Raw genomic sequence first — 22,980 nt, 5'->3', positions numbered from 1 at the left:
CCAGTATGAATAAAATTTACGATTCCCAAGTTAAAATTGCCACCAATACCGTTTGACGCCCTGAATATTATCAAACTACCTTTGGGGCGTAAACGAAGAAACAGGGCTCTGGCCAGCCTCCACAACGGAAATTCATTCCTTTTCCGAAGGCCGATTGCCCATTGACGTTGCTTTTCCCCAATATGGATTGCAAAAGGATAATAGTGTCATGACCGAGCATGCCAACCGGCCGCAGCGCAACGGCGCGCAGCCCAACATCCTGCTGATTTCCGTCGATCAATACCGCTACCCGCGCTTCTCCTATGGCCCCAACGGCGGGCTGGCGGAACCGCTGAAGCGCATCCTGGGCTTCCGGGGCGAGGCGGACGTGGGCGAGAACGAATACGCCCGCTTCTTTCCCGGCCTGACCCGGCTGCGCAGGAATGCGGTGGCGCTGCACAACCACACCATCGGGTCCAGCGCCTGCACCCCCAGCCGCGCGGTGATGTTCACCGGCCAGTACGGCAACCGCACCGGCGTGACCCAGACCGACGGCATGTTCAAGGACGGCAACGCGGCGCGCTTCCCGTGGCTGGAGGCCGACGGCCATCCCACCATGGGCCATTGGATGCAGGCCATCGGCTATTCCTCGCATTATTTCGGCAAATGGCATGTCAGCAACCCGGCCGGCCATTCGCTCCAGCGCTACGGCTTCTCCGACTGGGAGCTGTCCTATCCCGAGCCCCATGGGGCGGCGATCAACAACCTGGGCCTCTACCGCGACGCCGGCTTCGCCGACAACGCCTGCCTGTTCCTGCGCCGCCGCGGGCTGGCGCTGCCCTACAATTACGGGGTTTCGGCGGACGAGGCGCGGCCCGGTTCCAACACCCCGGCCACCGACGCGGCGGAGCGCCCGTGGTTCGCGGTGGTGTCCTTCACCAACCCCCACGACATCGCGACATACCCCACGGTGATTTCGCAGGCGCTGCCGCCGACCGACGGAAGCGCTGCGAAGACCCAGCCGGTGTTCGGCCCGCTCGACGTGCCCCTCCAGGGCCAGTCGTCGTACCCGCCGACCGAGGGCACCATGGCGATGCCGCTCAATCCGCAGGGCTTCCCGCAGGATTGCGCTGGTCGGATTCCGACCTGGGACGAGGATCTGTCGACCAAGCCGTCCTGCCAGTTCGATGCCGCCTACAAGATCGGCCTCGCTTTGTCCGCCAAGGCGAGCCATGGCGCCGTCAGCGCCGCCGGGGACCTGGCCGGGTCCGCCGACTGGGAAGCCGCGGTGGCGATGGCGCTGAAATTCACCATCCCGTTCCAGCTCTCCGAGGATCCGGAGGGGTACAGCATCCAGCTGCTGCAATTCTATGGCTGGCTGCATTCCCAGGTCGATCCGCAGATCAACCGCGTGCTCCAGGCCCTGGAGGATTCGGGCCAGGCCGACAACACCATCGTGATCTTCGTGGCCGACCATGGCGAGCTGGGGGCCGCCCACAACATGATGCTGGAGAAGTGGCACGTCGCCTATGAGGAGGCCGTGCATGTGCCGATGGTGGTGCGGTTCCCGGCCTCGATGGGCGGCGACGGGACCTCGCTGCGGCACGTGGAGGCCGTGACCAGCCACGCCGACCTCGTGCCCACCGTGCTGGGCCTGACCGGCGTCGGCCGCAGGGCCCTGGACAAGGCGGCGGACGAGCTGGCCAAGCGCCACACCATGGCGCCGCTGCCCGGCGTCGACCTGACCCCGGTGCTGAAGGCCCCCGGCACGCCGGTGACCTATCCCAACGGCGAGCCGCGCGAAGGCGTGCTGTTCATGACCGACGACGAGGTGACACAGCCCTCCGAGGGCGGCCGGATCACCGAGCCCGACTATTACGGCGCCTACGAGGTGTATTGCCGGACCGTCGAGGCGGTGCGTGCCGGCGACCTCAAGGTCAAGCCGGTGCCGGACCTGTCCCCCGGCCCGGTGCGCCAGCCCAACCACATCCGCTGCGTGCGCACCGACACCGCCAAGCTGGCCCGCTACTTCGACCCGGCGAACCCGCTCCTGCTGGAATGGGAGATGTACGACCTGAACCGGGATCCGAACGAGGAAACCAACCTCCTGGAGGTGACCGGGCAGGCCCCGACGGCGCGCACCGACCTGGACAACCTGCCGGGCTGGTACGACGTGGCGGCGGTCCAGGAGGATGCCGACCGCCTCGCCGCCCTGCTGGCGGATGTGGAGCGCCGGGCGGGGCTGGAGCCGTTCGTTCCGGCCGAACAGCCGGTGCCGGCGTAACGGGGATGCGGGGGCCTGGGAAACCGGGGCCCCCGCAGGCCGCCGGGGGCAGCGCCGGAAGGGGCCGTCAGCGCTCGCGGTTCCGCCAGGACCAGGCTGCGGCCAGCACGGGCACCGACAGCGCCGCCCAGGACAGGGCGTCCACCAGCCCGTCGTCCAGCAGGGCGGTGACCAGCCCGGCGGCGGTGACGAGCGCGATTGCGGCGGGAATGCCGAAGATCGCCAGCAGGGGGAGGGGCGCGCGCGGCTTCATTCCGCAGCGTCCCCGACGGCGCTGCGCAGGCCGGGAGCGGCGGCGGCGTGGTCCTGCGCGGTGCGGCGGCGGGCGACCCAGAGATAGAGGCCGCTGCCGAGGATGACGATGGTCAGCACGTCAAGCACCGCCCACAGGATCTTCATCGGCAACCCGCCGTAATCGCCGAAATGCAGCGGCTGCGACAGCCGCAGCGCCAGCATGTACCAGGGCATGGAGCGCATGTCGGTGAAGGCCCCGGTCTCGGCATCGATCAGGGCGGGGGTCAGGATGCGGTTGGTGGCCGGCGTGGCTCCCTTCAGCCAGACCGCGTAATGGTGGTTGCTGGAGAAGCGCACGCCGGGGAAGGCGATGAATTGCGGGCGCATGCCGGGAGCCGCCTCCATCGCGGTGCGGACGGCGGCATCGACGGAGGCGAAGCGCTCCGGGACCGGCTTGCCGGCGTAGGGGGCGATCATCGCCGCCAGCTCGTTGGAGCGCCAGTAGGCGACCAGCGGCACCGACAGGGTGTTGATGACGCCGGTCAGCCCGACCACCACCACCCACATCAGCGTGACGATGCCCAGCATGTTGTGCAGGTCGAGCCATTTCAGCCGCCTGCTGCGCCCGGCCCGCACGGTGCCGAAGGACAGCTTGCGCATGAAGGGGGCGTAGATCACCACGCCCGACAGGGTGGCGACGAACAGCAGGAAGCCCATGAACCCCAGGAACAGCTCGCCGGGCAGGCCGGCGAACATGTCGACGTGCAGGCGCAGCATCACATGCATGAAGCCCTTGTCGTCGTTCAGGTCGGCCAGGATCCGCGTGCTGCGCAGGTCGATGGCGGAGATGTGCATCTGCGACACCGGCGGGCGGGCGCCCGGTCCGGTGGTGACGTTCACCACCGGCCGGTCCTCGTCGAAGCTGAGGAACAGCGGACGCTCGCCGGGGTAGGTCGCCAGCGCCGTCGCCACCGCCTCGTCCAGCGACTTCAGCGGCGTTTCGGCCGGCATCGGCGGCAGGGTGTGTTCCGCCGTCAGGGCCTCGATCTCGTCATGGAAGATCAGCGGCAGGCCGGTCAGGCACAGCAGCAGCATGAAGACCGTGCAGATCAGGCTGGTCCATTTGTGGATCAGCGTCCAGGCCCGGATGGTTCGGTTGGTCATCGCAAGCTCCTCATGCCGCCGTCAACACTCTGCCGGCCGGTCAGAAATCGACCGAGACGGACAGCTTGGCCGTCAGCGGGGCGCCCTGGCTCAGGTAGCCGCCGTAGGCCGACGCCCAATAGGCCTTGTCGGTCACATTCTCCACCGCCGCGCGGATGGTGACCGGACGGTTCTGGACGTCGGCGATCATCCGCGCGCCGACGTCGAAGCGGGTCCAGCTCGGGATCTTCAGCGTGTTGGCGGTATTGAGATACTGCGCCCCGGTGTGGATCACGCGGCCGGTCAGCGTCACGGTGGGGAAGGAGGCGGGAAGGAAGGGCAGGTCCCATTCGACGTTGGCGTTGAACTGGTGGCGCGGCACGCCGACGGCGTCCTTGCCTTCGGTCGCGGCGTTGCCGGTGTCGGTCAGTTCCGGATCGATGAAGGTGGCGCCGCCCAGCAGGCGCAGGCCCTGCACCGGCTCGCCATACAGCATCAGCTCGATGCCGCGGTTGCGCTGTTCGCCGGACACGCTGTAGAGGCGGGTGAAGGCGTCGGTGACGCCGCTGGGCTGGGTGGTCTGGAACAGCGACAGCGAGCCGCCGAAGCTGCCGAAATCGAGCTTGCCGCCGACCTCGTACTGGACGGAGCGGTAGGGCTCGAAGATCTCCCCGGCATTGGCGGCGGTGGACGGGGCGGTCGGACCCTGGGCCAGCCCTTCGATCCGGTTGGCGTAGAGCGACAGTTCCTTCAGCGGCTTCACCACCAGCCCGACCACCGGCGTCAGCGCCGACTGGTCGTAATCGGAGGTGCGGGCGCCGTTGGCCCGGTTGTAGCCGCGGACCTGGATGTTCTGCTGGCGCAGGCCGGCGGTGAGCATCACCCGGTCGTCCAGGATCGACAGCGTGTCGGAGGCGTAGACGCTGCGCAGCACCGACTCGCTGACCTTCGGCAGGTCGCCCGTCATGCCGCTGGCCGAGGTCGTCACCGAACGCGGCATGCCGACCATGCGGTAGAGGTTGATGGCGGTGGTGGTGCCGAACTCGAAGCCGTTGTTGTTGGTGGTCCGCAGCGCCGAGGCGCCGGCGTTCAGCTGGTGGCGGACCGGGCCGGTGTGCAAGTCGGCCCGGACGCCGGCCTGGCCGGTGCTGGTGAAATCCTCGCGCGGGACGGTCAGGCGCCTGACCGTGCCGGTGCCGTCGGGCCGCGTGACGGTGGGGGAGCCGTAGTCGCCGTCCTCGCGCATGCTGCGCAGGCCGAAGGCGCCGTAGGCGGTCAGGTTGGGCAGGATGTCGTATTCGGCGCGGAGCTGCCCGAAGGTGTCGCGCATCTGCGAATAGGTCCAGGGCTGCGCGTAGTTCTGCGAGGCCGAGGGCACGGCCGGGACGAAGCTGCCGAAATAGACCACCGGGCGGCCCTGCTCCACCCGCTGGGTCTGGGTGCCGACGTCGAGCGTCACCCGGGCGCGCTCGCCGCGGTAGTCCAGCGCCAGGGAGCCGAGCTTCAGCGTCCGCTCCTCGTCGTCGACGGCGGTGTCGCCGCCGCGGACCGCGGCGTTGACGCGCACGCCGAACTGGTTGGCGTCGCCGAAGCGGCGGCCGACATCGGCGGACAGGCCGAGCCGGCTGTCCATGGCATAGCTGGCGGTCAGGCGGGTCAGCGGTTCGTCCTCCGCCCGCTTGGGCACGAGGTTGACGCCGCCGCCGATGCCGGAGCCGCTGGGGGCCGCCCCGTTCAGGAAGGCGTTGGCGCCCTTCAGGACCTCAACCCGTTCGAACATGTTGGTGGCGACGATCTGGCGCGGCGCCGTACCATAGAGGCCGTCGACCGACAGATCCTCTCCCGCCAGCTGGAAGCCGCGGATGACGAAGCTTTCCGCGAAATTGCCGTAGCCGAGGCTGCTGCGCACCGCCGGGTCGTTGGCCAGCACGTCGGCGATCGTCTCCGCCTGCTGGTTGCGGATGGTCTCGGCGGTGTAGCCGGTGACGGAGAACGGAACGTCCATCGCATCCTGGTTGCCGAGCGCGCCAATGCGCCCGCCGCGCGCCACCTGCCCGCCGGCAAAGGCCGGGGGCAGGGCGCCGGGGCCGCCGGCGGTCCGGTTGCCTTCGATCTGCACCGGGTCGAGCTGGACGGCGCCACCCGCCGCCACGCGTTCGACCGTGACGGTTTCGGTGTTGAGGAAGCGGGCGACCAGCCCGGTGCCGGACAGCAGGCGGTTCAGCCCCTCGCGCGCGGTCATCGCCCCGCTGACGCCGGGGGAGGCGACGCCCTGGGTCACGGCGCCGGGGGTCAGCACCTGGATGCGGGTGGCGGCGGAGAAGGCGGCGAGCGCCCCGTCGACCGACTGCGGCGCGATGGCGAAGCTGACGGCGTTTGCGGAGGGGCCGGCCGGGTTCGTTTGCGCCATCGCCGCGGGAATGCCGGGCAGCAGCAGCCCCGGCGCGATCAGCACCGTCGTCGCCAGCAGCCGCCCCAGGAACCGCCGCTTCTGGAACCGCCGCTTCAGGACCAAGCGGCCGGACGGACCACCATGGTCACCGCCCCGAGATCCGCTCTTCATGCCAAACTTCGCCCCAAACTTCGCCAATGCCATCGCTCGCCTCTGATATCCGGTGAGAGACCGCGCCGCGTTCTGCGACTGCGTCTCATTCTCTTCTTTCCCGGACATGACGATGGGACGGCGGGGATCCCTGGGAGGTTTTTTCAGGCCTGCCGATTTTTTTCAGGCCAGCAGCATTTTTCAGCGCAGCAGGGTCAGATAGGGGGTGATGCGGGTGGCGTGGACGCCGAGGCCGCGTTCCAGCGCATCGAAGACGGCATCCGGGCGGTCTAGCGCGAAGACGCCGGAGACCACGCGCTCCGCCGCCTCGTCGTTCAGCAGGACCACCCGGCCCGGCCATTGCGCGTTCAGCGCGGCGATGACGGAGGCCAGCGACTGCTGGCGGAAGACGATCTGCCCCTGGCGCCAGGCGAAGGCGACGGCGGGATCGGCCGGCCGCGGCCCGCTCAGGCCGAGCGGACCGGCCTCCGCACTTTCGCCGGCGCGCAGGCGGACGCTGTCGGGCCAGGGGGCGTGGCTGTCGGTGCCGGGATGGGCGGAGACCTCCACCAGCCCGTCGCCGACGGTGACGGTCGTGCGCCCGTCCTCGCGCCGGACGCTGAACTGGGTGCCCAGCACGCGGGCGGCGCCGGCCCCGCCATCGACGACGAAGGGATGGTCGGGGTCGCGGGTGACGTGGAACCACGCCTCCCCGCGCAGGATGCGGACGCGTCTCTCGCCGTCCCGGAAATCGAGCGCCAGCGCGGTGCCGCCGTTCATCTCGGCGGTGGAGCCGTCCGGCAAGGCCACTGTCCGGCGCTGTCCGGCCGCAGTGACCTGATCGGCGACGGCATCCTGGTAGAGCGTCGGTCCACGCCAGACGCCGAGCCCGCCGACAACCAGCAGGACCGCCAGCGCCGCGGCGAAGCGCCGGACACCGCCAAATGCCGCCGGGCGGCGGGACGGCGCGCGGCGCGACCCGGCATAGGCGGCACGGTGGGCCGCACGGGCCGGCTCCTTCAGGTCGTGCAGCAGGCTTTGCAGGCCGGTCCAGGCATCGGCATGGGCGGGGCTGCGGGCCAGCCATTCGGCGAAGGCGGCACGCTCGGCCGGGGTGTGGTCGTCGGATTGCAGGCGGAAGAACCACGCGTTGGCTTCGGAGAACAGCCGGTCCTCATTGGATCCGTCAATGTCGGATCCATTCTCTGGCGCTCCCCTGCGCTGGTCATCCCAATGATCCGTCACGTCCTGCCGCAAGCTCCTGTTTGCCTCGTGTGATGGAAGACGACCGGCGCAGCCCGATCCCTCAAAGAAAATGACCCGACGGGACGCGGGCTCCGCCCGTCAGCGCAGCGGACGCCGTTTCATGTGGGCGCGGCACTGCTCCAGTGCGGTGCGCAGATGGTACTCCACCGTGCGCGGCGAGATGCCCAGCCGCTCGCCGATGGCGCGGTAGGGCAGCCCTTCGACATGGTAGAGCAGGAACACCTCGCGGGTCTTGGGGGGCAGGGCATCGATGGCGCCGCGCAGCCGGGCCATGGTCTGGGTCCGCTCGACCAGCGCGTCGGCAGCGGGGCCGGCGGCCGGCAGATCGTCGCCGGGCGGCCCGGCCTCGCGCAGGCGCTGGCGCCGGGCGGCCCGGCAATGGTCGAGCGCGATGCGGTCGGCCACAACATAGAGCAGGCCCGCCGGATTCTGGACCTCCTCGCCGTCGGGCAGGCGGGCCAGCCGCAGGAAGGCATCCTGCGCCAGATCGCCCGCCGTCTGCGGATCGCCGGTCCGCCGCGCGATGGCACGCTCCACCCGCAGCCGATGCGCATCGAACAGCTCGGCGATCTTGCGCGCCCATGTGCCGACGGCGCCTGTCATCGGGCGCGCCGGGGCCGGGTGTCTTCGAGGAGGGGAGGGCGGAGGGTATCGGTCACGGATGCGCGGATTGCCGGGGGCGGGGAAGCCGGCAGCCATCGGGCCATCGCCCGGAACGCCGGCCCCACCGGTATAGCCGCACCGAGCTTAGAATGCGAACCATTCTTATTAGCGGGAGACGCCCGGTCCGGACATCCCCCGTTCCCATCCCAGGCTTACCAGCTCGCCCGCAGGGACAGCATCGCGTTGCGCGGCTCGCCGTAATAGCCGTAGGACTGGATGCTGGTCATGTATTTCTTGTCGAACAGGTTGTTGACGTTCAGCGTTGCCGAGACCTTCTCGGTGATCTGGTAGCGGGTCATCAGGTCCACCACGGCGTAGCTGCTCTGCTCGGTGCGCCGGCTGCCGGTGCCGTTGTAGATGTCGCCCTGCCATTTGACGTTGCCGCCGACGGTCAGGCGGTCCCAGGAGCCCGGCAGCCGGTAGGTGGTGAACATCTTCAACGTGTCGCGCGGCACATAGGTCGTCAGGCGCTGGCCGCTGGCGTCCTTCACGGTGGTGTGGGCGAAGCCGCCGCCGACCTGCCAGCCGGGCAGCATCTCGCCGGTCAGCTCCAGCTCGAAGCCCTTGCTCTTGGCGCCCTTGGCCGCCTTGTAGGCCTGCCCGCCGTCCGGGGTGAAGCGGCCGCTGTCGGCGACGGCCAGATTGTCCTGCTGGATCAGGAACACGGCGGCGCTGGCGTTCAGGCGGCCGCCGAAGAACTCGGCCTTGACGCCGGCCTCATAGGCGTCGCCGTCGATCGGGTCGAGGTTCTTGCCGCTGACATCCTTGTAGTCCTGCGGCTTGAAGATGCTGGTGTAGCTGCCATAGACCGACCAGATGTCGGTCACGTCGAAGACGATGCCGGCATAGGGGGTGAGCACGCCGTTCTGCGAGCGCTTGTCCGCGGTGCCGGCAGCGTCGTATGGGTGGCTCTCCTCGCTCTGCTCCCAGCGGCTGATGCGGCTGCCGAGGATGACGGACAGGGCGTCGGTCGGCCGCAGCCGCGTGGCGAGATAGGCCGCCATCTGCCGTTCGTTGGTCTGCGACCAGCCTGTCGGGTTCAGCGTCGGTTGGGCGATGTGGCCGTTCCAGCTGTAGTAGTTGGAAATCGAGGTGTCGTAGCCGTCGATGTACCAGAGCGGATGGTCGAGCCCGCTGCGCTTGGCGTAATAGCCGCCGACGCCGGCCATCAGGTCGTGCGTCCGCCCGAACAGCTCGTAGGGACCGGTCACGTCGGCGTTGATCGAGGTCTGCTGCAGGGTCGAATTCCAGCGGCCGGGCCAGATCCCCATGCCGGTGCCGTCGCGGTTGAGGCTGCCGCGCACGCCGTAGCCGAGCAGGCCGTCATACTCGCGCGTGCTGTGCTCGACATTCAGTGTCGCCGTCCAGCCATTGCCGAAGCGGTGCTTCACGTCGCTGAAGACGGTCAGGTTGTCGTGGGTGAAATAGGCCCAGTCGGCGCCACTGTTGAAGGAGCGCGAAAAGTCCGTCCTGCCGCCGTCGGCGAAGAACAGCGGAAAGCCGGCGCGCGAGGCGTCGTCCGACCTGTGCTTCTGGTATTCGATCCCGACGGTCCAAAGCGTGTCGTCGCTGACGTCGGCCTCCAGAACGCCGTAGAGCACCTTCTTGCGTTCGTGCAGCCGGTCGATGAAGCTGTCGCCGTCCTGATAGGCGCCGACGACGCGCCCGCGCAGGCGGCCGTTCTCGACCAGCGGGCCGGACAGATCCGCTTCGCCGCGGTAGCGGTTCCAGGAGCCGCCCTGTCCCTGGACATAGCCCTGGACGGTCGGGGTCGGACGCTTGCGGACCAGATTGACCGCCGCGGAGGGATCGCCGACGCCGTTCAGCAGGCCGGCCGCCCCGCGCACCACCTCGACACGGTCGAACAGCGCCATGTCGGAGATGCTGTCGCCGAAGCCGTACACCGTCGAGCGCGGGATGCCGTCGACCTGATAATTGCTGACGGCGAAGCCGCGGGCATAGATCTCGGAACCGTCGGCGCCGAGTGCGCCGGACTGCTGCCGCGACACGCCGACGGTCTGGTTGAGAACGTCGCGGATCTCGTTCAGTCCCTGGTCGTCCATGCGCTGGCGGGTCATCACGCTGACCGACTGCGGCGTCTCGCGCAGAGTCAGGTCGAGCTTGGTGGCGCTGGTCGACGGGCCGGCGGCGGCATAGGAGCCGCTGCCCTCGCTGCGGCCGCGGTCGCTGGAGGCGACGCCCTGCACCGTCATGGTGTCGAGCATCGTCGCGCCGTCGCTGCCGCTGACCGGCTTTTCCAGCGTCACCGTGTCGGCGTCGACGAAGCGCGCGGTCAGTCCGGTCCCCGCCAGCAGACGCACCAGCGCCTCGCGCGGGGCCATGGTTCCGGTCACGCCGGGGGAGGAGAGGCCCTGCGCGATGTCGGTCGGATAGAGGACCTGAAGCCCGGCGGCCTGCCCGTAGGCGGCGAGCACGCCCGGCAGGGGACCGCCGGCGATGGCGAAGGCGCGCGTGCCGGTCTGCTGCGCCACCTGCGGAACGGTCGCGGCGGTGGACGCTGCCTGTGCGCCATGCAGGGCGGTCGACGCCAGCAGCATCCCCATCAGGACCGGCTTCCAACCGATCCGGCCACCCGTTTGTCTCCTGTCCATCCAGCCCGCCGGGCGCCCCCCAGTACCAACCATCGCCATGACCCCCAAAAAATGCGAATGAGTTGCATTTGCCATTCGGTGAGACAGGACGCTGGCCGAAGGGCGGTCCCTCACCTCCCTTCGCAAAAAAACTCTGCGGAACCGGCTAGACGGAACGGATGATGACCAGTCCGGGAAAAGGCCGCATCGTGCGCACGGGCAAGGTGCGGACGATGGCGTTGAGTGCGGCGTCCGGGCGAGCGATGTCGACGCTGCCGTCGACCTTCAGGGCGGCGAGCGGACGGTCCCACAGCAGGATGCGGGCGGGATGGTAGCGGTTGAGGTCGGCGACCACCGCATCGAGCGGCTGGGCCTGGAAGACCAGCCGCCCCTGCCGCCACGCGGTCTCCGCCGCCACCCCGTCGCGCAGCAGCGGGCCGGGTCCGTCGGGACCGTAGCTGCGGCAATGGCCGGCGGCGAGATGGACCGGCGGCCGGTTCCCCGCCGCCAGCGTGGCCGTGCCCTTTTCGACCGCGACCACCACATCGTCCGGCCGGCGGTGCACGGTGATTGTGGCGTCCATCATGGTCACGCTGCCGTCGGCGCAGGCCACGGCGAAGGGGCGCCCTGGATCGGCGGCGGCGACGAAGCGCGCCCGGCCGTCGATCAGGCGGACCCGGCGCTCCGCGGCGGAAAACTCCACGGCGAGCGCGCTGCCGGCGTCAAGCTCGACCGACGAGCCGTCGGCAAGCGCCAGCGAGCGGCGCTCGCCGGTGCCGGTGCGGATCTCGCCCGGCCAGCCGGTCAGGACCACCGTGCCCCCGATCCCGGCGGCGCAGGCCGCGGCCCCGCCCACGCCGAAGGCCAGCAGGCGGCGCCGGGTCGGCTGCGGGCGGACGGCCCTGCCCTGGTTGGGCAAACGCGGGTCCGGCAGGCGCGGGTCCGGCAGGCGGCCGAGATCGCTCCAGACCCCGGACAGCCGGTCGAACTCCTGCCGATGGGCGGGATCCCGCGCCAGCCAGTCGGCGAAGGCCGCCCGGTCGGCGGCGTCCGCATCGCCGGACTCCAGCCGGACGAACCATGCCAGCGCCGCCTCGCGCGGGTCGCCGGACGGCTCCGGCGGTCTGCCGTCGCGACCGGTCACAGAGCCAGCCGGTCGCGGCAATGGGCCAAGGCCTTCATCACGTGCTTCTCCACCATGCTGCGCGAAATGCCCAGGCGCGCGGCGATGTCGGCATGGCTCAATCCGTCGAATTTGTGAAGCAGAAACACCTCCCGGCAGCGAGGCGGCAGTTCGGCCAGCGCGTGGCTCAGCCGTTCCAGCCGCTGCTTGTGCTCCAGGGCGGTTTCGGCGTCGGGCTCCTCCAGCGGGCGCTCCATCCCCAGCTCGGCCGGGGCGAAGCGGCGTCCGCGCCGGGTCTCCGCCCGCAGCCGGTCGAGCGCGATGTTGTCGGCCATGCGGAACAGGTAGGAGCGCGGGTTGTCGATCTCCGGCAGGGCGGCCAGGCTGCGCAGGCGCAGGTAGGTGTCCTGCACGACGTCTTCGGCGAGGCAGAGCGATCCGAGGCGCCGGGCCAGATGGCCGGTCATCTCCTCGTAATGGACGATCAGCAGACCCAACAGGGAAGACCGGTCTCTTTCAGCCATGACCTCGGCGACACCCGTTCCAGCGATCCATCGGAAATCCAGTGCTAACCATGAATGAGAATCATTCGCAATCTATAGATCGCCCTTTGCAAAAAACTTTGCGAAACGGGGGTGAGGGGGTGACCGGCGGCGGTCGTCATGACGTGAAGGCGGTCTGTGCGCCGGTTCCCGCCGGCTGGATGGTGTCGCTTCGGGGGTGAGGATCGAGCATCCGCCAAACGTCTATGGTTGAGAACGACACGCATTCGCGCACTTCATCTCCACCAGGGACAGCGACCGCCGCCATGACCAGATCACCCCCGCCCGCCCGCCGCCGGTACAGGGCCGTTCTCGCCGTCGGGGTGGTCGTCGCCGGCTTCGCCACCGCCGCCCTGCTGCGTCCCGGCGACCCGGCCGCCTCCGCCGAGCTGGCGGTGATCGGGCGCGGCACGGTCGAGGACACGGTGACCGCACTCGGCAAGATCCAGCCGCGCGCCTATGTCGATGTCGGCGCCCAGGTGTCGGGCCAGCTGATGCGGCTGCATGTCAAGGTCGGGCAGATGGTGCGCGAGGGCGACCTGCTGGCCGAGATCGACCCCGCCCTGCAACAGGCCAAGGTCGAGGCCGGCCGCGCCGAGCGCGCCCGCCTGACCGCCCTGCTGGACGAGCTGCGGGCGCGCGCCGATTTCGCCCAGGCCCAGCTTGCCCGCCAGACCGCGCTGCGTCGGGTCGAGGCCGGGCGCGGCGAGTCCTACGATCAGGCACGGATGGAGGCGCGGACCGCTGCCGCCCAGGTCGACGCCACGCTCGCCCAGATCCGCCAGACCGACTCGACCCTCCAGGCCGACGAGGCGCAGCTCGGCTACACCCGCATCTATGCGCCGATGAGCGGCACGCTGATCGCGGTGGATGCCCGCCAGGGCCAGACCATCAACTCGACCTACGAGGCGCCGGTCCTGATGCGGATCGCCGACCTGTCGGCCATGACCGTCTGGACCCAGGTGTCGGAGGCCGACATCACCCGGCTGACCGACGGCATGCCGCTCTACTTCACCACGCTCGGCCATCCCGGCCGGCGCTGGACGGCGCGGTTGCAGCAGATCCTGCCGGCGCCGCCGAAGCCGGTGACGAGCGGCTCCGCCAACGGCGCGGCCTCGTCGGGCGGCGGGACGGGGGCCAGCACCGTCGTGCTCTACACCGCCCTGTTCGAGGTCGCCAACGAGCGCGGCGATCTGCGCCCGGAGATGACCGCCCAGGTCTTCTTCGTCGCCGCCGAGGCGAAGGACGCGCTGACCGTCCCGGTCGCGGCGCTTACCGCGACGGACGAGGCGTCGGGGCGGCACAGCGTCGCGATGATCGGGGAGGGCGGCGCCGTCGTGACGCGCGAGGTGCGCATCGGCGTGCGCGACCGTTTCAACGCCCAGATCCTGCAAGGGCTGAGCGAAGGCGAGCGGATCGTGGTGGGCTGGCGGACCGACGACGGCCGGCCGCCCCGCATCGGGTTCCGGTTGTGAGCGCCCCCCTCCTCGTCCTGGAGGACATCCGCAAGACCTACGCGACCGGCGGCGGCGTCGCGGTGGAGGTGCTGCGCGGCGTCTCGCTGACCGTCGAGGCGGGGGAGTTCGTCGCCATCGTCGGCAGCTCCGGCTCGGGCAAATCGACGCTGATGAACATCCTCGGCGGGCTCGACCGCCCGACCTCCGGCAGCTACCGGGTTGGCGGGCGCGACGTGTCGGAGCTGGAGGGCGACGAGCGGGCGGCGTTGCGGCGAGACGGCTTCGGCTTCGTCTTCCAGCACTATCACCTGATCCCCGGCACCTCGGCACAGGAGAATGTCGAGATGCCGGGCCGCTATGCCGGCCTGCCCGCCGCCTTGCGGGAAAGCCGCGCCGCGGCACTGCTCGGCCGGCTCGGGCTGGGGGAGCGGCGCCACCACCGGCCCAACCAGCTCTCCGGCGGCCAGCAGCAGCGCGTGTCGATCGCGCGGGCGCTGATGAACGGCGCGCCGGTGATCCTGGCCGACGAGCCAACCGGCGCGCTCGACAGCGCCAGCGGCGCCGAGGTGGTGGCCCTGCTGCGCGAACTGGCCGCCGAGGGCCGCACCATCGTCCTGATCACCCACGACCGCAAGGTGGCCGAGGCCGCCGACCGGGTGGTGGAGATGCGGGACGGGCGCATCGTTTCCGACAGCGCAACCGATGGCGGCCGGCGGTCCAGACCCGCCGCCCCTGTTTCCGCTGCGGCCACGGCGGAGCATCACACTCCCGCGTCCGTCTGGACCAGCGCCGGGGAGGCGTTCACGGCGGCGCTGCGCTCGCTGGGGGCGAACGGCTTCCGGACGGCGCTGACCCTGCTCGGCATCGTCATCGGCGTGGCGTCGGTTATCGCGCTGCTCGCCATCGGCGAGGGCGCCAAGCGGGCGGTGATGGCGCGGGTCGGCGCGCTGGGGGTGAACCTGGTCTATGTGCTGGCCGGCAGCGGCGATCCCCGCCTGCCGACCACGCCGCTGACCGAGGCGGACGGCGAGGCCATCCTGCGGCTTCCCAACGTCGAGAGCGTCATGCCCTATCTCGACATGCCGGTGATGGTGCGCTACGGCAACATTGACCACCGCACCAGCGGGCTGGCGACCTCGGCCTCGCTGCCGCTGACCCACCGCTGGCCGGTGGCGGCGGGCTCCTTCTTCACCACCGCCGACGAGCGGGCCGGGGCGGCGGTCGCCGTGCTCGGCCACAATGTCGCGAAGCGGCTGTTCCCGAACGGGGAGTCGCCGCTCGGCCGGCATGTGCAGGTCAACAACATTCCCTTCCAGGTCACCGGGGTGATGGGGCAGAAGGGCGATCTCACCGGCAGCCAGGACACCGACGACTGGGTGTTCGTGCCGCTGTCCACCGGGGTGCAGCGGCTGGTCGGCAAGCCCGACCTCCAACTGATCCTGGTGTCGGTCCACACTGTCGGGCGCATCGCCGAGACCCGGGACGCCATCGGCGCGCTGATGACCAAGCGGCACGGGCAGGAGGATTTCCAGATCCGCGACGTGACCGCCCGCATCAGGACGGCGACCGAGACGCAGGACACCATGACGTTGCTGCTCGGCAGTGCGGCGGTGGTGACGCTGCTGGTCGGCGGCATCGGGGTGATGAACATCATGCTGGTCAGCGTGACCGAGCGGACCCGCGAGATCGGCATCCGCATGGCCGCCGGGGCGCGGACCGCCGACATCGAGCGGCAGTTCCTGATGGAGGCGGCGCTGGTCGCCGGGCTGGGCGGGCTGGTCGGGGTGGCGCTGGGGCTGGCGAGCGGGGCGCTGGTCGGGCTGTTCGTGATGCCGGTGCTGTTCACCGCGACCGCCATCGCCGGGGCGGTGACCTCCGCCGTGGTGACCGGGCTGGTCTTCGGCCTGATCCCCGCCCGCCGCGCCGCCCGCCTCGACCCGGTGGCGGCGCTGTCGAGCGAGTAGGGCGGGGGAAAGGGAAGGGCGGGGGCGTTCAGTTCAGCGCAGCCCCGCCTCCAGCTGTTCGGCGATCTTCGCCAGGGCGGTGTCGACGGCGGCGGGGGGGCCGCTTTCCAGGCTGTCCAGCACGATCAGGCGGGCACCGCCGTCGGCGACGGCCTGGGCGATCTCCGGGGCGGGCCGGCGGTGGTGGAGCACCGCCGGGATGCGTTCGGCCCGGAGGTAGGCGGTCAGTTCGGCCAGACGCTCCGGCGTCCAGTCGCGGTCGTCGCGGGTCCAGACCTTGCGCAGGTCGAGGCCGAAATCGGCGGCGAGCATGGCGAAGCGGTCGGACAGCGCCGCCACCGACGGGTCGGGCAGCGTGGCGAAGCTCTGCGCCGTCCGCGAGGACAGCGCCAGCAGGCTGCGCTTCATCGTGGCGAGGTTGGCGTCGATGGCGGCGGCCGAGGCCGGGTAGAGGCGCCGCAAATCGGCGGCCAGGATGTCGGCCATCCGTCCGGCATTGGCGACGCCCAGCCAGGGGAAGGCGGCGCCGTCGCGCAGCGCGATGCCGGGCAGGGCGCCGTCCACCGGCCGGGCGGCGTCGATCTCGACCAGCCGGATGTTGGCGCGCCGCGCCAGCGGATAGAGCGGATCCTCCGCCCAGACTGAGCGCAGGGTCAGCACCGCGTCGGCCTTGCGCGCCGCCTCGGCGAACTTGGCCTCGCCGCGCCCGCTGAGGAAGGAGTGCTGGCGGCCCATCGGGATGGCGGGCGGCACCGCCGCCTCGACCTCCACCGCCGTGCCGCGGGTCAGCGCCTGGGCCAGTCCGGCGGTGACCGGATGCCCGGCCAGCACGGTTTCGGCGCCGGCGGTCGGTGCGACCGGGGCCGCCGCCAGCAGCAGGAGCGCCGCGAGCGTGATGCGTCTCATCCCTCGTCCCCTCTCATGACCAGACGCGCCAGCAGCGCGCCGAGGAACAGCAGGCCGGCCGCCAGAATGATGGCGCCGCCCGACGGCACCGGCAGGGCGAACTGCACCGGCAGCAGGATGCCGGCCACCGCCGCGATGCTGGCGAAGGCGACCGACAGCAGGAAGAAGCCGCGCAGCGACGTGGCGACGACGCGGGCGGCGGCGGCCGGGATCACCAGCAGGGCGCCGACCAGGATGGCGCCGATGATCTTGACCGAGGCGACGGTGACCACCGTCACCAGCACGATGAAGAGATAGTCGAGCCCCTTCACCGGCACGCCGCGCACCCGCGCCAGCGCCGGGTTGAAGCTGGCCAGCAGCAGACGGTTGAACAGCGCCAGCATCGGCAGGGCGACGCCCAGCGCCACCGCCAGCAGCACCGTCAGGTCGCGGTCGTCCACCGTCAGCACCGAGCCGAACAGCACGTTTTCCAGAATGTGGATGTTGACCCGGCTGGCCAGGACCAGCAGCAGGCTGGCGCCGAGCGCCAGCGACACCGACAGGAAGACGCCGATCAGCGTGTCGGAGGTCAGGTTGCTGCGGTTGCGGGTGTAGTTGACCAGCAGCGCGAACAGCAGGCAGTAGCCGAACAGGCTGGCATAGGGGCCGGTGTAGGGCTCCCCCACCAGAATGCCGATGGCGACCCCGGTCAGGGCGGCGTGGCCGACCGCCTCGGAGAAGAAGGCCAGCCGCTTGGTCACCACCAGCGTGCCGAGCCCGCCCAACACCGGGCCGATGACCAGGCCGGAGAGCAGCGCGTTGACCAGGAAGCCATGGGTCAGCCCGGCGGGCAGCCACCCGGCCGCGGCCCAGCCCTGGATCAGGGCGCGCAGGGTCTCGAAGCTCATGATGCCATCTTTCGGGGAGCGGCGGAGAACAGGCCGAGCACCCGGTCGGGCGACAGCATCTCCGGCGGCGGGCCGTCGAACAGCACGCGCCGGTTCAGCCCCGACACCCGCGTCGCCAGCCGCCGCACCTGGGCGAGGTCGTGCTCGACCCACAGGATGGTGGTGCCGGCGGCGGTCAGCTCGGCCAGCAGGGTTTCGAAGATGGCGACGCCGGCCTCGTCGAGTGCGGTCATCGGCTCGTCGAGGACGATCAGGTCGGGCGCCGGGATCAGCGCCTGGGCGAGCAGCACGCGCTGGCGCTCGCCGCCCGACAGGGCGCCGAAGCGGCGGCGGCCCTTGCCGGCCATGCCGACGCGGGCCAGCGCCTCATCGTAGCCCTGCCGGCGGTCCGGCCCGAGGAAGGCGGGGCGGCGCTGGCACAGCACGGCCAGGAAATCCTCCACCGTCAGCGGCAGGCCGCGGTCGAACTCGACCGCCTGCGGGACGTAGGCGATGGTGCCAGGCGCATCCCGTCCGCCATCGCCCGGCCAGTCGAGCCGGATGGTGCCGCGGTGCGGCGCCTGTCCCAGCAGGGCGCGGATCAGCGACGACTTGCCGCCGCCGTTGGGGCCGACCACGGCATGGACGGCACCGGGAGCCACGGCGAGCGAGACCTGTTCGAGGATGGCGGTACGGCCGAGCGTCAGGTCGACCCGGTCGAACAGGATGGCGGGGCCGTTCGCTCTCCTGCCGCTCATGGCTTGGCCTCCAGCATCGCCTGGACCAGCGTGTCCATGTTGCGGGTCATCTCGCGCTCGAACCGGTCGGCGGCGTAGTCGCCATGCGAGATGTGGGAGAAGCTGTAGAGCCGGATGCCGGTCTCGCGGCGGATCGTCTCGACATAGGCGCTGGGAAAGTTCAGCTCCGAGAAGATCACCTGCACGTCGAGCCTGCGCATCGTCGCGATGGTCTCGGCAAGCTGGGCCGGGCTCGGCTCGATGCCGTGGGCCGGCTCGACGACGGCGGAGACCTCCAGCCCGAACTCGCGCAGCAGGTAATCGTAGGCGCCGTGGATGGTGGCGACCCTGAGGCGGGTGTCGCCGGCGCTCGCCAGCCTGCCCAGCGCGTCGGCCCGCAGCTGGCGCAGCCGGCGGGAGTAGGTCCGGGCGTTGGCGGTGTAGGCGTCGGCGTTGGCCGGGTCGAGCCGCCCCAGCTCGCGGGCGATGGTGGCGACCTGAAGAACCGAGCCGGTGATCGACAGGAAGCTGTGCGGGTTGACGACCTTGCCTGCGCCCCGCGCCGCCGACTGTGTCATGGACCCGGCTGCGGGCAGCAGCGGCACGTCGGCGTTGGCCTCGACCACCGGCAGGCCGGGCTTGGACGAGGCGGCGATCATCCGTCCGGCGAAATCGTCGTGGCCGATGCCGTTCAGCACGATGGCGTCGAGGCTGCCGATGCGCTGGATGTCCTCCGGTCGCGGCTCGTAGGCATGCGGGTTGAAGCCGGCGGGGATGATCGGCACCACCTCGGCCCGGTCGCCGACGATGTTGGCGACATAGGAATAATAGGGGTGCAGGGTGATGCCGAAGCGCTTGCGCTCGGCGGCAGCGCCGGCGCCGGCGGGAAGAACGCCGGCCGTCAGGGTGGCGGCGAGGAAGCGGCGGCGGTTCAGGGAAAGGCTCATAAGGGCACACTCATCGGGTCACGCCGGCGGTGAAGGTGGAGGTGATCCGCTTCCAGCCGGCGGCGGCCAGCGACGTCTCGTCGAGGCGGGCGGGCGGTGCTTCTGCGGCGCGCTTCAGCCAGATCCCGGGGCCATGGCCGTCCCCGTCGCCATGCCGGTCCAGCAGCAGGAGCAGCGACCCCGCTTTTCCGGGATCGGCGGACAGGCCGGCATAGGCGACCGTCCCGCCGGCTTCCACCAGGGTCCAGGCATGGCCGCCGCGCGCCGCGGCGCTGGCGTCGGCGGCGAAGGGCGGCAAAGCCTGGGCCGCCAGCTCGGCCGGGGACGGCGCCCGGCCCTTGGATTTGCCGTCAGCCTCACGCAGGGCGGCGATCTCGTCAGCGATCTGGACGGCGATCTCGGCGGCGGCCATCTTCAGGTCGGCGTGCAGTCCCTGTTCGGCGGCGGTCAGGGCGGTGCGGGAGTCGATCTGGTGGGCGGCCGGGGCGGCCTCCGCCTCCGGTGCCGGCCGCAGCCCGACCGCCGCCGTGGCGGTGGCGAGGATCAGGCCGGCGGCGAGCAGGACCCACAGGGTCTCGCGCTCGGCGCCGGCGCGGCGGACGATCTGGCGATGCATGGGGTGGGGAGCCCTATTTGATGGCGCCGTGCTCGATCTCGACCGTGTGGCCGGGGCCGGCATCGAACAGCACGTAGAAATCCTGGGCCGGGCGCGGGAAGGACAGGGTGGAATCCGCGCCCAGCCTGCCCTTAACCAGCACCTGCTCGTCGTAGCCGATCACATCCAGCACCACGCCGGGCGCCTTCGAGCCGTCGGAGAAGCCGCCGGTGCAAACCACCGTCTGGCCGTCCGCCATCCTGCAGTCGCAGACCGGGTAATGGGCGTGGGCGGCGGTGGCGGCGCACAGGGCCGACAGGGCGGCGGCGACCGCCAGAATCGAGTCACGGGCAGTCATCGCTTTCCTCCCAGAAAACCGGCCAGCGGGGTCGAGGTCTGATGGATGCGTCCGCTCCAGTCCTCGACCGTCACCCACAGCTCCTCGGTTCCGGACGGCTCGGCCGGCACCGCCACCTCGGCCTCGCGCTCGTACGGGTTGCCGAATCCCAGCGCGCCCGCGGCGCGCAGGTTCCGCGGCTTGCCGACGCGCAGGAAGACGCCGCGCACCTTGTCGATGTCGGCCGGGCGGAGATGGATGCGGTATTCCTTCATCCACTCGCCGTTGCCGGCCCAATGCGGCGACTCGTCGTAGGTGACGAGCGTGATCGGGAAGGGGCCGGCGCCGATGTCCCGCCGGATCTCGGGCGGGGCGAAGATCGGCTTCGGGCTGAAATAGTTCGGCAGGAAGGGAAGCGGCACCAGCATCATCAGCGCGCTGAGATGGAATTTGCCGCGATGCCAGAGTTTACGCATTGGAGGATGCCCTCGCCGTCCTCAGCCCGCGCACCGCCTCGACCGTGGCGCGCGCCGTCCGCTTGGTCCAGATCAGCATGCCGCTGAACACCAGCAGGCTCATCAGCGAGCCGAAGGCGAACCAGATCAGCTTGACCGGCAGGCCGCCGAAATCGCCGGTGTGGAGCGCCCGCATGATGGTGCGGGTCAGCTCGACGCCCGACGCGCCCTCCAGCCCGCCCTCCACCACGATCACCTCGGCGGTGTAGGGGTTGACGCGCACGATGTCCGGCAGCAGCGGCACCTGCCCGCTGGAGCCGATCACCGACGCCGTGTCATAGGCGGTGTCGGGCAGCCGCAGGTAGCGCAGCCGCATGTCGGGCAGGGCGGTCATGGCCGCGGCCACCACGGCGTCGGCGTCGATCTTCGGCCGGACCGCCGACACGGGGATCCGGTCGCGGGCGACCATCACCGGCGCCTTGCCGCCGCCCAGACCGATGCCGAGATGGAACAGGGCGATGTAGATCAGGAACCACAGGCTGGTGACGGCGATCACGGCGATGAACCAGATCGACCAGGTGCCGGCGACGCGGTGCAGGTCGCCCCACAGCACGCGGGGCGCCTGCTTCCAGCGGATGCGCGGCTGGTAGAAGGATTTCCAGAAGCGCTTGTAGACCACCAGCCCGGTGACGAGCGAGCCGGCCAGCGGGATGGCCAGCGCCGTCACCAGATACCAGCCGGTCGGAAAGGTCATCAGCCAGCCGTGCAGCGCCCGGATGAACTGGCGGAACGAGGTGCCGGGGGACAGGCCCTGGACCACGCCGGTCACCGGGTTGACCCAGGCGGTGGTGACGGTGCCGTCGGGCAGAGCCATCTCGGCGCCCACCGCCATGTGGGAACCGCCCCAGCTCAGCGACTCGACCCGCCCGCCGGGTGCTGCCGCTTCCGCCGCGGCGATCAGCGCGCCCGGCGGCAGCGGCTGTCCCCCGCCCGACGCCCGCATCGACGGATCGACCAGCCAGGTGATCTCGGTGCTGACCACGGCGATGGTGCCGGTGACGCAGATGAAAAACAGGAAGGCCCAGATCGGCATCGCCAGCCAGGAATGCCACAGGAACCACAGCCGCGTGCGCGACTTGCCAGCGCTCATCTCGATCCTCTCCGCACGGGACATCCTCGCCCTTTCCCCTCAGACGAACGGGCGGGCCCCGAGCCTCAGGATGAAATGCGAAGGATTCTCATTTTTTCGGATGCGGGTCGAAATTCGGGCGCAAGCCCGTCCAGGGCGGCCTCCTCCTATTCAACGTCCCATTCAGCGGCCCATTCAGCGGCTGGGCGGCGGCACCAGCGCATCCATGCTGCGGACGATGCGGGGCGCATAGTGCAGCGAGGCCATCGTGGCCATGCCCTTGGCCACCATCCGCAAGGGGGCCGGCATCGGGCGCGCGACGTCGATCATGAGGATCGCGCGCAGTTCCGGGCTGTCGTTGACCACCTCGTGATCCCAGGAATCGTCGAACAGCACGCTTTCGCGCTCCTTCCACTGATGGATCCGGTCCTTCACCCGGATGTGCGGCGGCCGGACCGTCGGCACGCGCAATGCCAGGTGATAGCGCAGATACATGCGCGACGGCCCTTCATGGGCGCGGACGCTCTTGCCCGGCTCCAGAATCGAGAACATCGCCTGATAGACGCCGGGAATATCCCGGACCAGCTCCAGCGTGCGCGGCGCCAGCGTCCGGGCGGCCCGCGGCACGCGGCCGAAACAGGTCAGCATGAACACGCTCCACCGCCGGTCGCGCTGCAGCCGGCCCGAGGAGTGGATCACGTCGGTGTCGATGCTGTGGTAGGAGGGCAGCCGCTCGTAGGCGGCCAGCACCTGGTCGAATTCCGCGCGGATGGTGTCGTAGGCCGCATCGATCCGGCGCAGAGCGGGCATTTCCCGGTCGATGTCGTGAAACACCGGACGGGACGCGCCGCCGGTGTGCAGGTCGAACAGCGGGTTGAACAGCGCTCCCGATTTGTAGAGCGACATGTTGCGGCGCCAGCGCCGCAGGGTCGGGATCAGCCCGTTGGGATCGGTCTTCTGCAGGGTCAGCATACTGGAGTCCCCTTGGAAACAAGGATGTGTGGGAGGCGGGCGGCCGAAACACCGCCCCTCGCGGCCTCCTGACCGGCCGGGTTGCGCGCTCCTCTCCACTATATAGACATATGTTTCGCTTCGATGTCCATGGGGTGTGGGAGAATTTCGTAAGCATACACAGGCATTAATTTCATTAATTTGCCCACATTGGTGTGATTTTAAAATGGTACATGTGCGTGTAAATGAATTTTGAATTTCAAATTGTT

At 70.2% G+C, this 22,980-nt stretch carries 20 protein-coding genes; 3 read left to right on the top strand and 17 right to left on the bottom strand.

All coding sequences use genetic code 11. The annotated features are described in order from the left end of the window. The first annotated feature begins 208 nt into the window (after positions 1–208). Positions 209–2,263, top strand: coding sequence for a sulfatase-like hydrolase/transferase (locus tag TSH64_RS31600; protein WP_109451101.1), 2,055 nt, complete (start codon positions 209–211; stop codon positions 2,261–2,263). Positions 2,264–2,330: 67 nt separating this feature from the next. On the opposite strand, the gene TSH64_RS31595 is transcribed toward TSH64_RS31600, so the two are convergent. The 8 genes from TSH64_RS31595 to TSH64_RS31560 all read right to left on the bottom strand — a co-directional run bounded on the left by TSH64_RS31595 (position 2,331) and on the right by TSH64_RS31560 (position 12,349). Then, entirely contained in the window at positions 2,331–2,516 is a 186-nt protein-coding gene (locus TSH64_RS31595; RefSeq protein WP_109451099.1) for a hypothetical protein, read from the bottom strand. Further along, positions 2,513–3,661: a PepSY domain-containing protein gene (locus TSH64_RS31590; protein WP_109451097.1), complete on the bottom strand. Its 1,149-nt coding sequence runs from the start codon at positions 3,659–3,661 to the stop codon at positions 2,513–2,515. The genes TSH64_RS31595 and TSH64_RS31590 overlap by 4 nt, the downstream gene beginning before the upstream one ends. Positions 3,662–3,701: 40 nt before the next feature. Next, a complete protein-coding gene (locus tag TSH64_RS31585; protein ID WP_247873254.1) occupies positions 3,702–6,203 on the bottom strand; it encodes a TonB-dependent receptor in 2,502 nt (833 codons plus the stop codon). A 180-nt stretch (positions 6,204–6,383) separates the two neighbouring features. Then, complete coding sequence (locus tag TSH64_RS31580) at positions 6,384–7,427, bottom strand: FecR family protein (RefSeq protein ID WP_247873253.1); 1,044 nt, start codon at positions 7,425–7,427, stop codon at positions 6,384–6,386. Between the two features lie 99 nt (positions 7,428–7,526). Next, the gene (locus tag TSH64_RS31575) at positions 7,527–8,051 is read right to left on the bottom strand and encodes a sigma-70 family RNA polymerase sigma factor (protein WP_109451096.1); all 525 of its coding nucleotides are present in this window, start codon (positions 8,049–8,051) and stop codon (positions 7,527–7,529) included. Between the two features lie 212 nt (positions 8,052–8,263). Beyond that, positions 8,264–10,723 carry a TonB-dependent siderophore receptor gene (locus TSH64_RS31570; protein WP_247873252.1) on the bottom strand — a complete coding sequence of 820 codons (2,460 nt, stop codon included), beginning with the start codon at positions 10,721–10,723 and terminating at the stop codon, positions 8,264–8,266. A 145-nt stretch (positions 10,724–10,868) separates the two neighbouring features. After that, on the bottom strand, positions 10,869–11,846 hold the full coding sequence (locus TSH64_RS31565; RefSeq protein WP_158285438.1) for a FecR domain-containing protein: 978 nt from the start codon (positions 11,844–11,846) through the stop codon (positions 10,869–10,871). Further along, positions 11,843–12,349 carry a sigma-70 family RNA polymerase sigma factor gene (locus TSH64_RS31560; RefSeq protein WP_109451093.1) on the bottom strand — a complete coding sequence of 169 codons (507 nt, stop codon included), beginning with the start codon at positions 12,347–12,349 and terminating at the stop codon, positions 11,843–11,845. Before TSH64_RS31560 ends, TSH64_RS31565 begins: the two co-directional genes overlap by 4 nt. Positions 12,350–12,633: 284 nt before the next feature. Here TSH64_RS31560 and TSH64_RS31555 point away from each other — a divergent pair, with 284 nt between their 5' ends. Next, positions 12,634–13,842, top strand: a complete 1,209-nt coding sequence (locus TSH64_RS31555) for an efflux RND transporter periplasmic adaptor subunit (protein WP_109451091.1) — start codon at positions 12,634–12,636, stop codon at positions 13,840–13,842. Further along, the gene (locus tag TSH64_RS31550; protein ID WP_109451090.1) at positions 13,839–15,788 is read left to right on the top strand and encodes a MacB family efflux pump subunit; all 1,950 of its coding nucleotides are present in this window, start codon (positions 13,839–13,841) and stop codon (positions 15,786–15,788) included. Before TSH64_RS31555 ends, TSH64_RS31550 begins: the two co-directional genes overlap by 4 nt. Before the next feature lie 33 nt (positions 15,789–15,821). Here TSH64_RS31550 and TSH64_RS31545 read toward each other — a convergent pair whose 3' ends face one another. From TSH64_RS31545 to TSH64_RS31505, 9 genes are all read right to left on the bottom strand, one after another. Continuing rightward, on the bottom strand, positions 15,822–16,694 hold the full coding sequence (locus tag TSH64_RS31545; RefSeq protein ID WP_109451089.1) for a zinc ABC transporter substrate-binding protein: 873 nt from the start codon (positions 16,692–16,694) through the stop codon (positions 15,822–15,824). Next, positions 16,691–17,581, bottom strand: coding sequence for a metal ABC transporter permease (locus tag TSH64_RS31540; RefSeq protein ID WP_109451087.1), 891 nt, complete (start codon positions 17,579–17,581; stop codon positions 16,691–16,693). Before TSH64_RS31540 ends, TSH64_RS31545 begins: the two co-directional genes overlap by 4 nt. Beyond that, the gene (locus tag TSH64_RS31535; RefSeq protein ID WP_109451086.1) at positions 17,578–18,318 is read right to left on the bottom strand and encodes a metal ABC transporter ATP-binding protein; all 741 of its coding nucleotides are present in this window, start codon (positions 18,316–18,318) and stop codon (positions 17,578–17,580) included. The genes TSH64_RS31540 and TSH64_RS31535 overlap by 4 nt, the downstream gene beginning before the upstream one ends. Continuing rightward, positions 18,315–19,244, bottom strand: coding sequence for a zinc ABC transporter substrate-binding protein (locus TSH64_RS31530; protein ID WP_109451084.1), 930 nt, complete (start codon positions 19,242–19,244; stop codon positions 18,315–18,317). Before TSH64_RS31530 ends, TSH64_RS31535 begins: the two co-directional genes overlap by 4 nt. A gap of 10 nt (positions 19,245–19,254) precedes the next feature. Continuing rightward, positions 19,255–19,860 carry a DUF6162 family protein gene (locus TSH64_RS31525; protein ID WP_109451082.1) on the bottom strand — a complete coding sequence of 202 codons (606 nt, stop codon included), beginning with the start codon at positions 19,858–19,860 and terminating at the stop codon, positions 19,255–19,257. A gap of 13 nt (positions 19,861–19,873) precedes the next feature. Then, entirely contained in the window at positions 19,874–20,197 is a 324-nt protein-coding gene (locus TSH64_RS31520) for a hypothetical protein (protein WP_109451080.1), read from the bottom strand. Further along, a complete protein-coding gene (locus tag TSH64_RS31515) occupies positions 20,194–20,652 on the bottom strand; it encodes a hypothetical protein (protein ID WP_109451078.1) in 459 nt (152 codons plus the stop codon). Before TSH64_RS31515 ends, TSH64_RS31520 begins: the two co-directional genes overlap by 4 nt. Continuing rightward, positions 20,645–21,781, bottom strand: a complete 1,137-nt coding sequence (locus TSH64_RS31510) for a PepSY-associated TM helix domain-containing protein (protein ID WP_109453217.1) — start codon at positions 21,779–21,781, stop codon at positions 20,645–20,647. The genes TSH64_RS31515 and TSH64_RS31510 overlap by 8 nt, the downstream gene beginning before the upstream one ends. Before the next feature lie 174 nt (positions 21,782–21,955). Then, complete coding sequence (locus TSH64_RS31505) at positions 21,956–22,732, bottom strand: aspartyl/asparaginyl beta-hydroxylase domain-containing protein (protein WP_109451077.1); 777 nt, start codon at positions 22,730–22,732, stop codon at positions 21,956–21,958. Positions 22,733–22,980 lie beyond the last annotated feature (248 nt).

This window comes from Azospirillum sp. TSH64, from assembly GCF_003116035.1.
Taxonomy (GTDB): domain Bacteria; phylum Pseudomonadota; class Alphaproteobacteria; order Azospirillales; family Azospirillaceae; genus Azospirillum.
The sequence above is the reverse complement of the archived record's forward strand: the minus strand, read 5'-3'. Positions and strand labels throughout refer to the sequence as shown.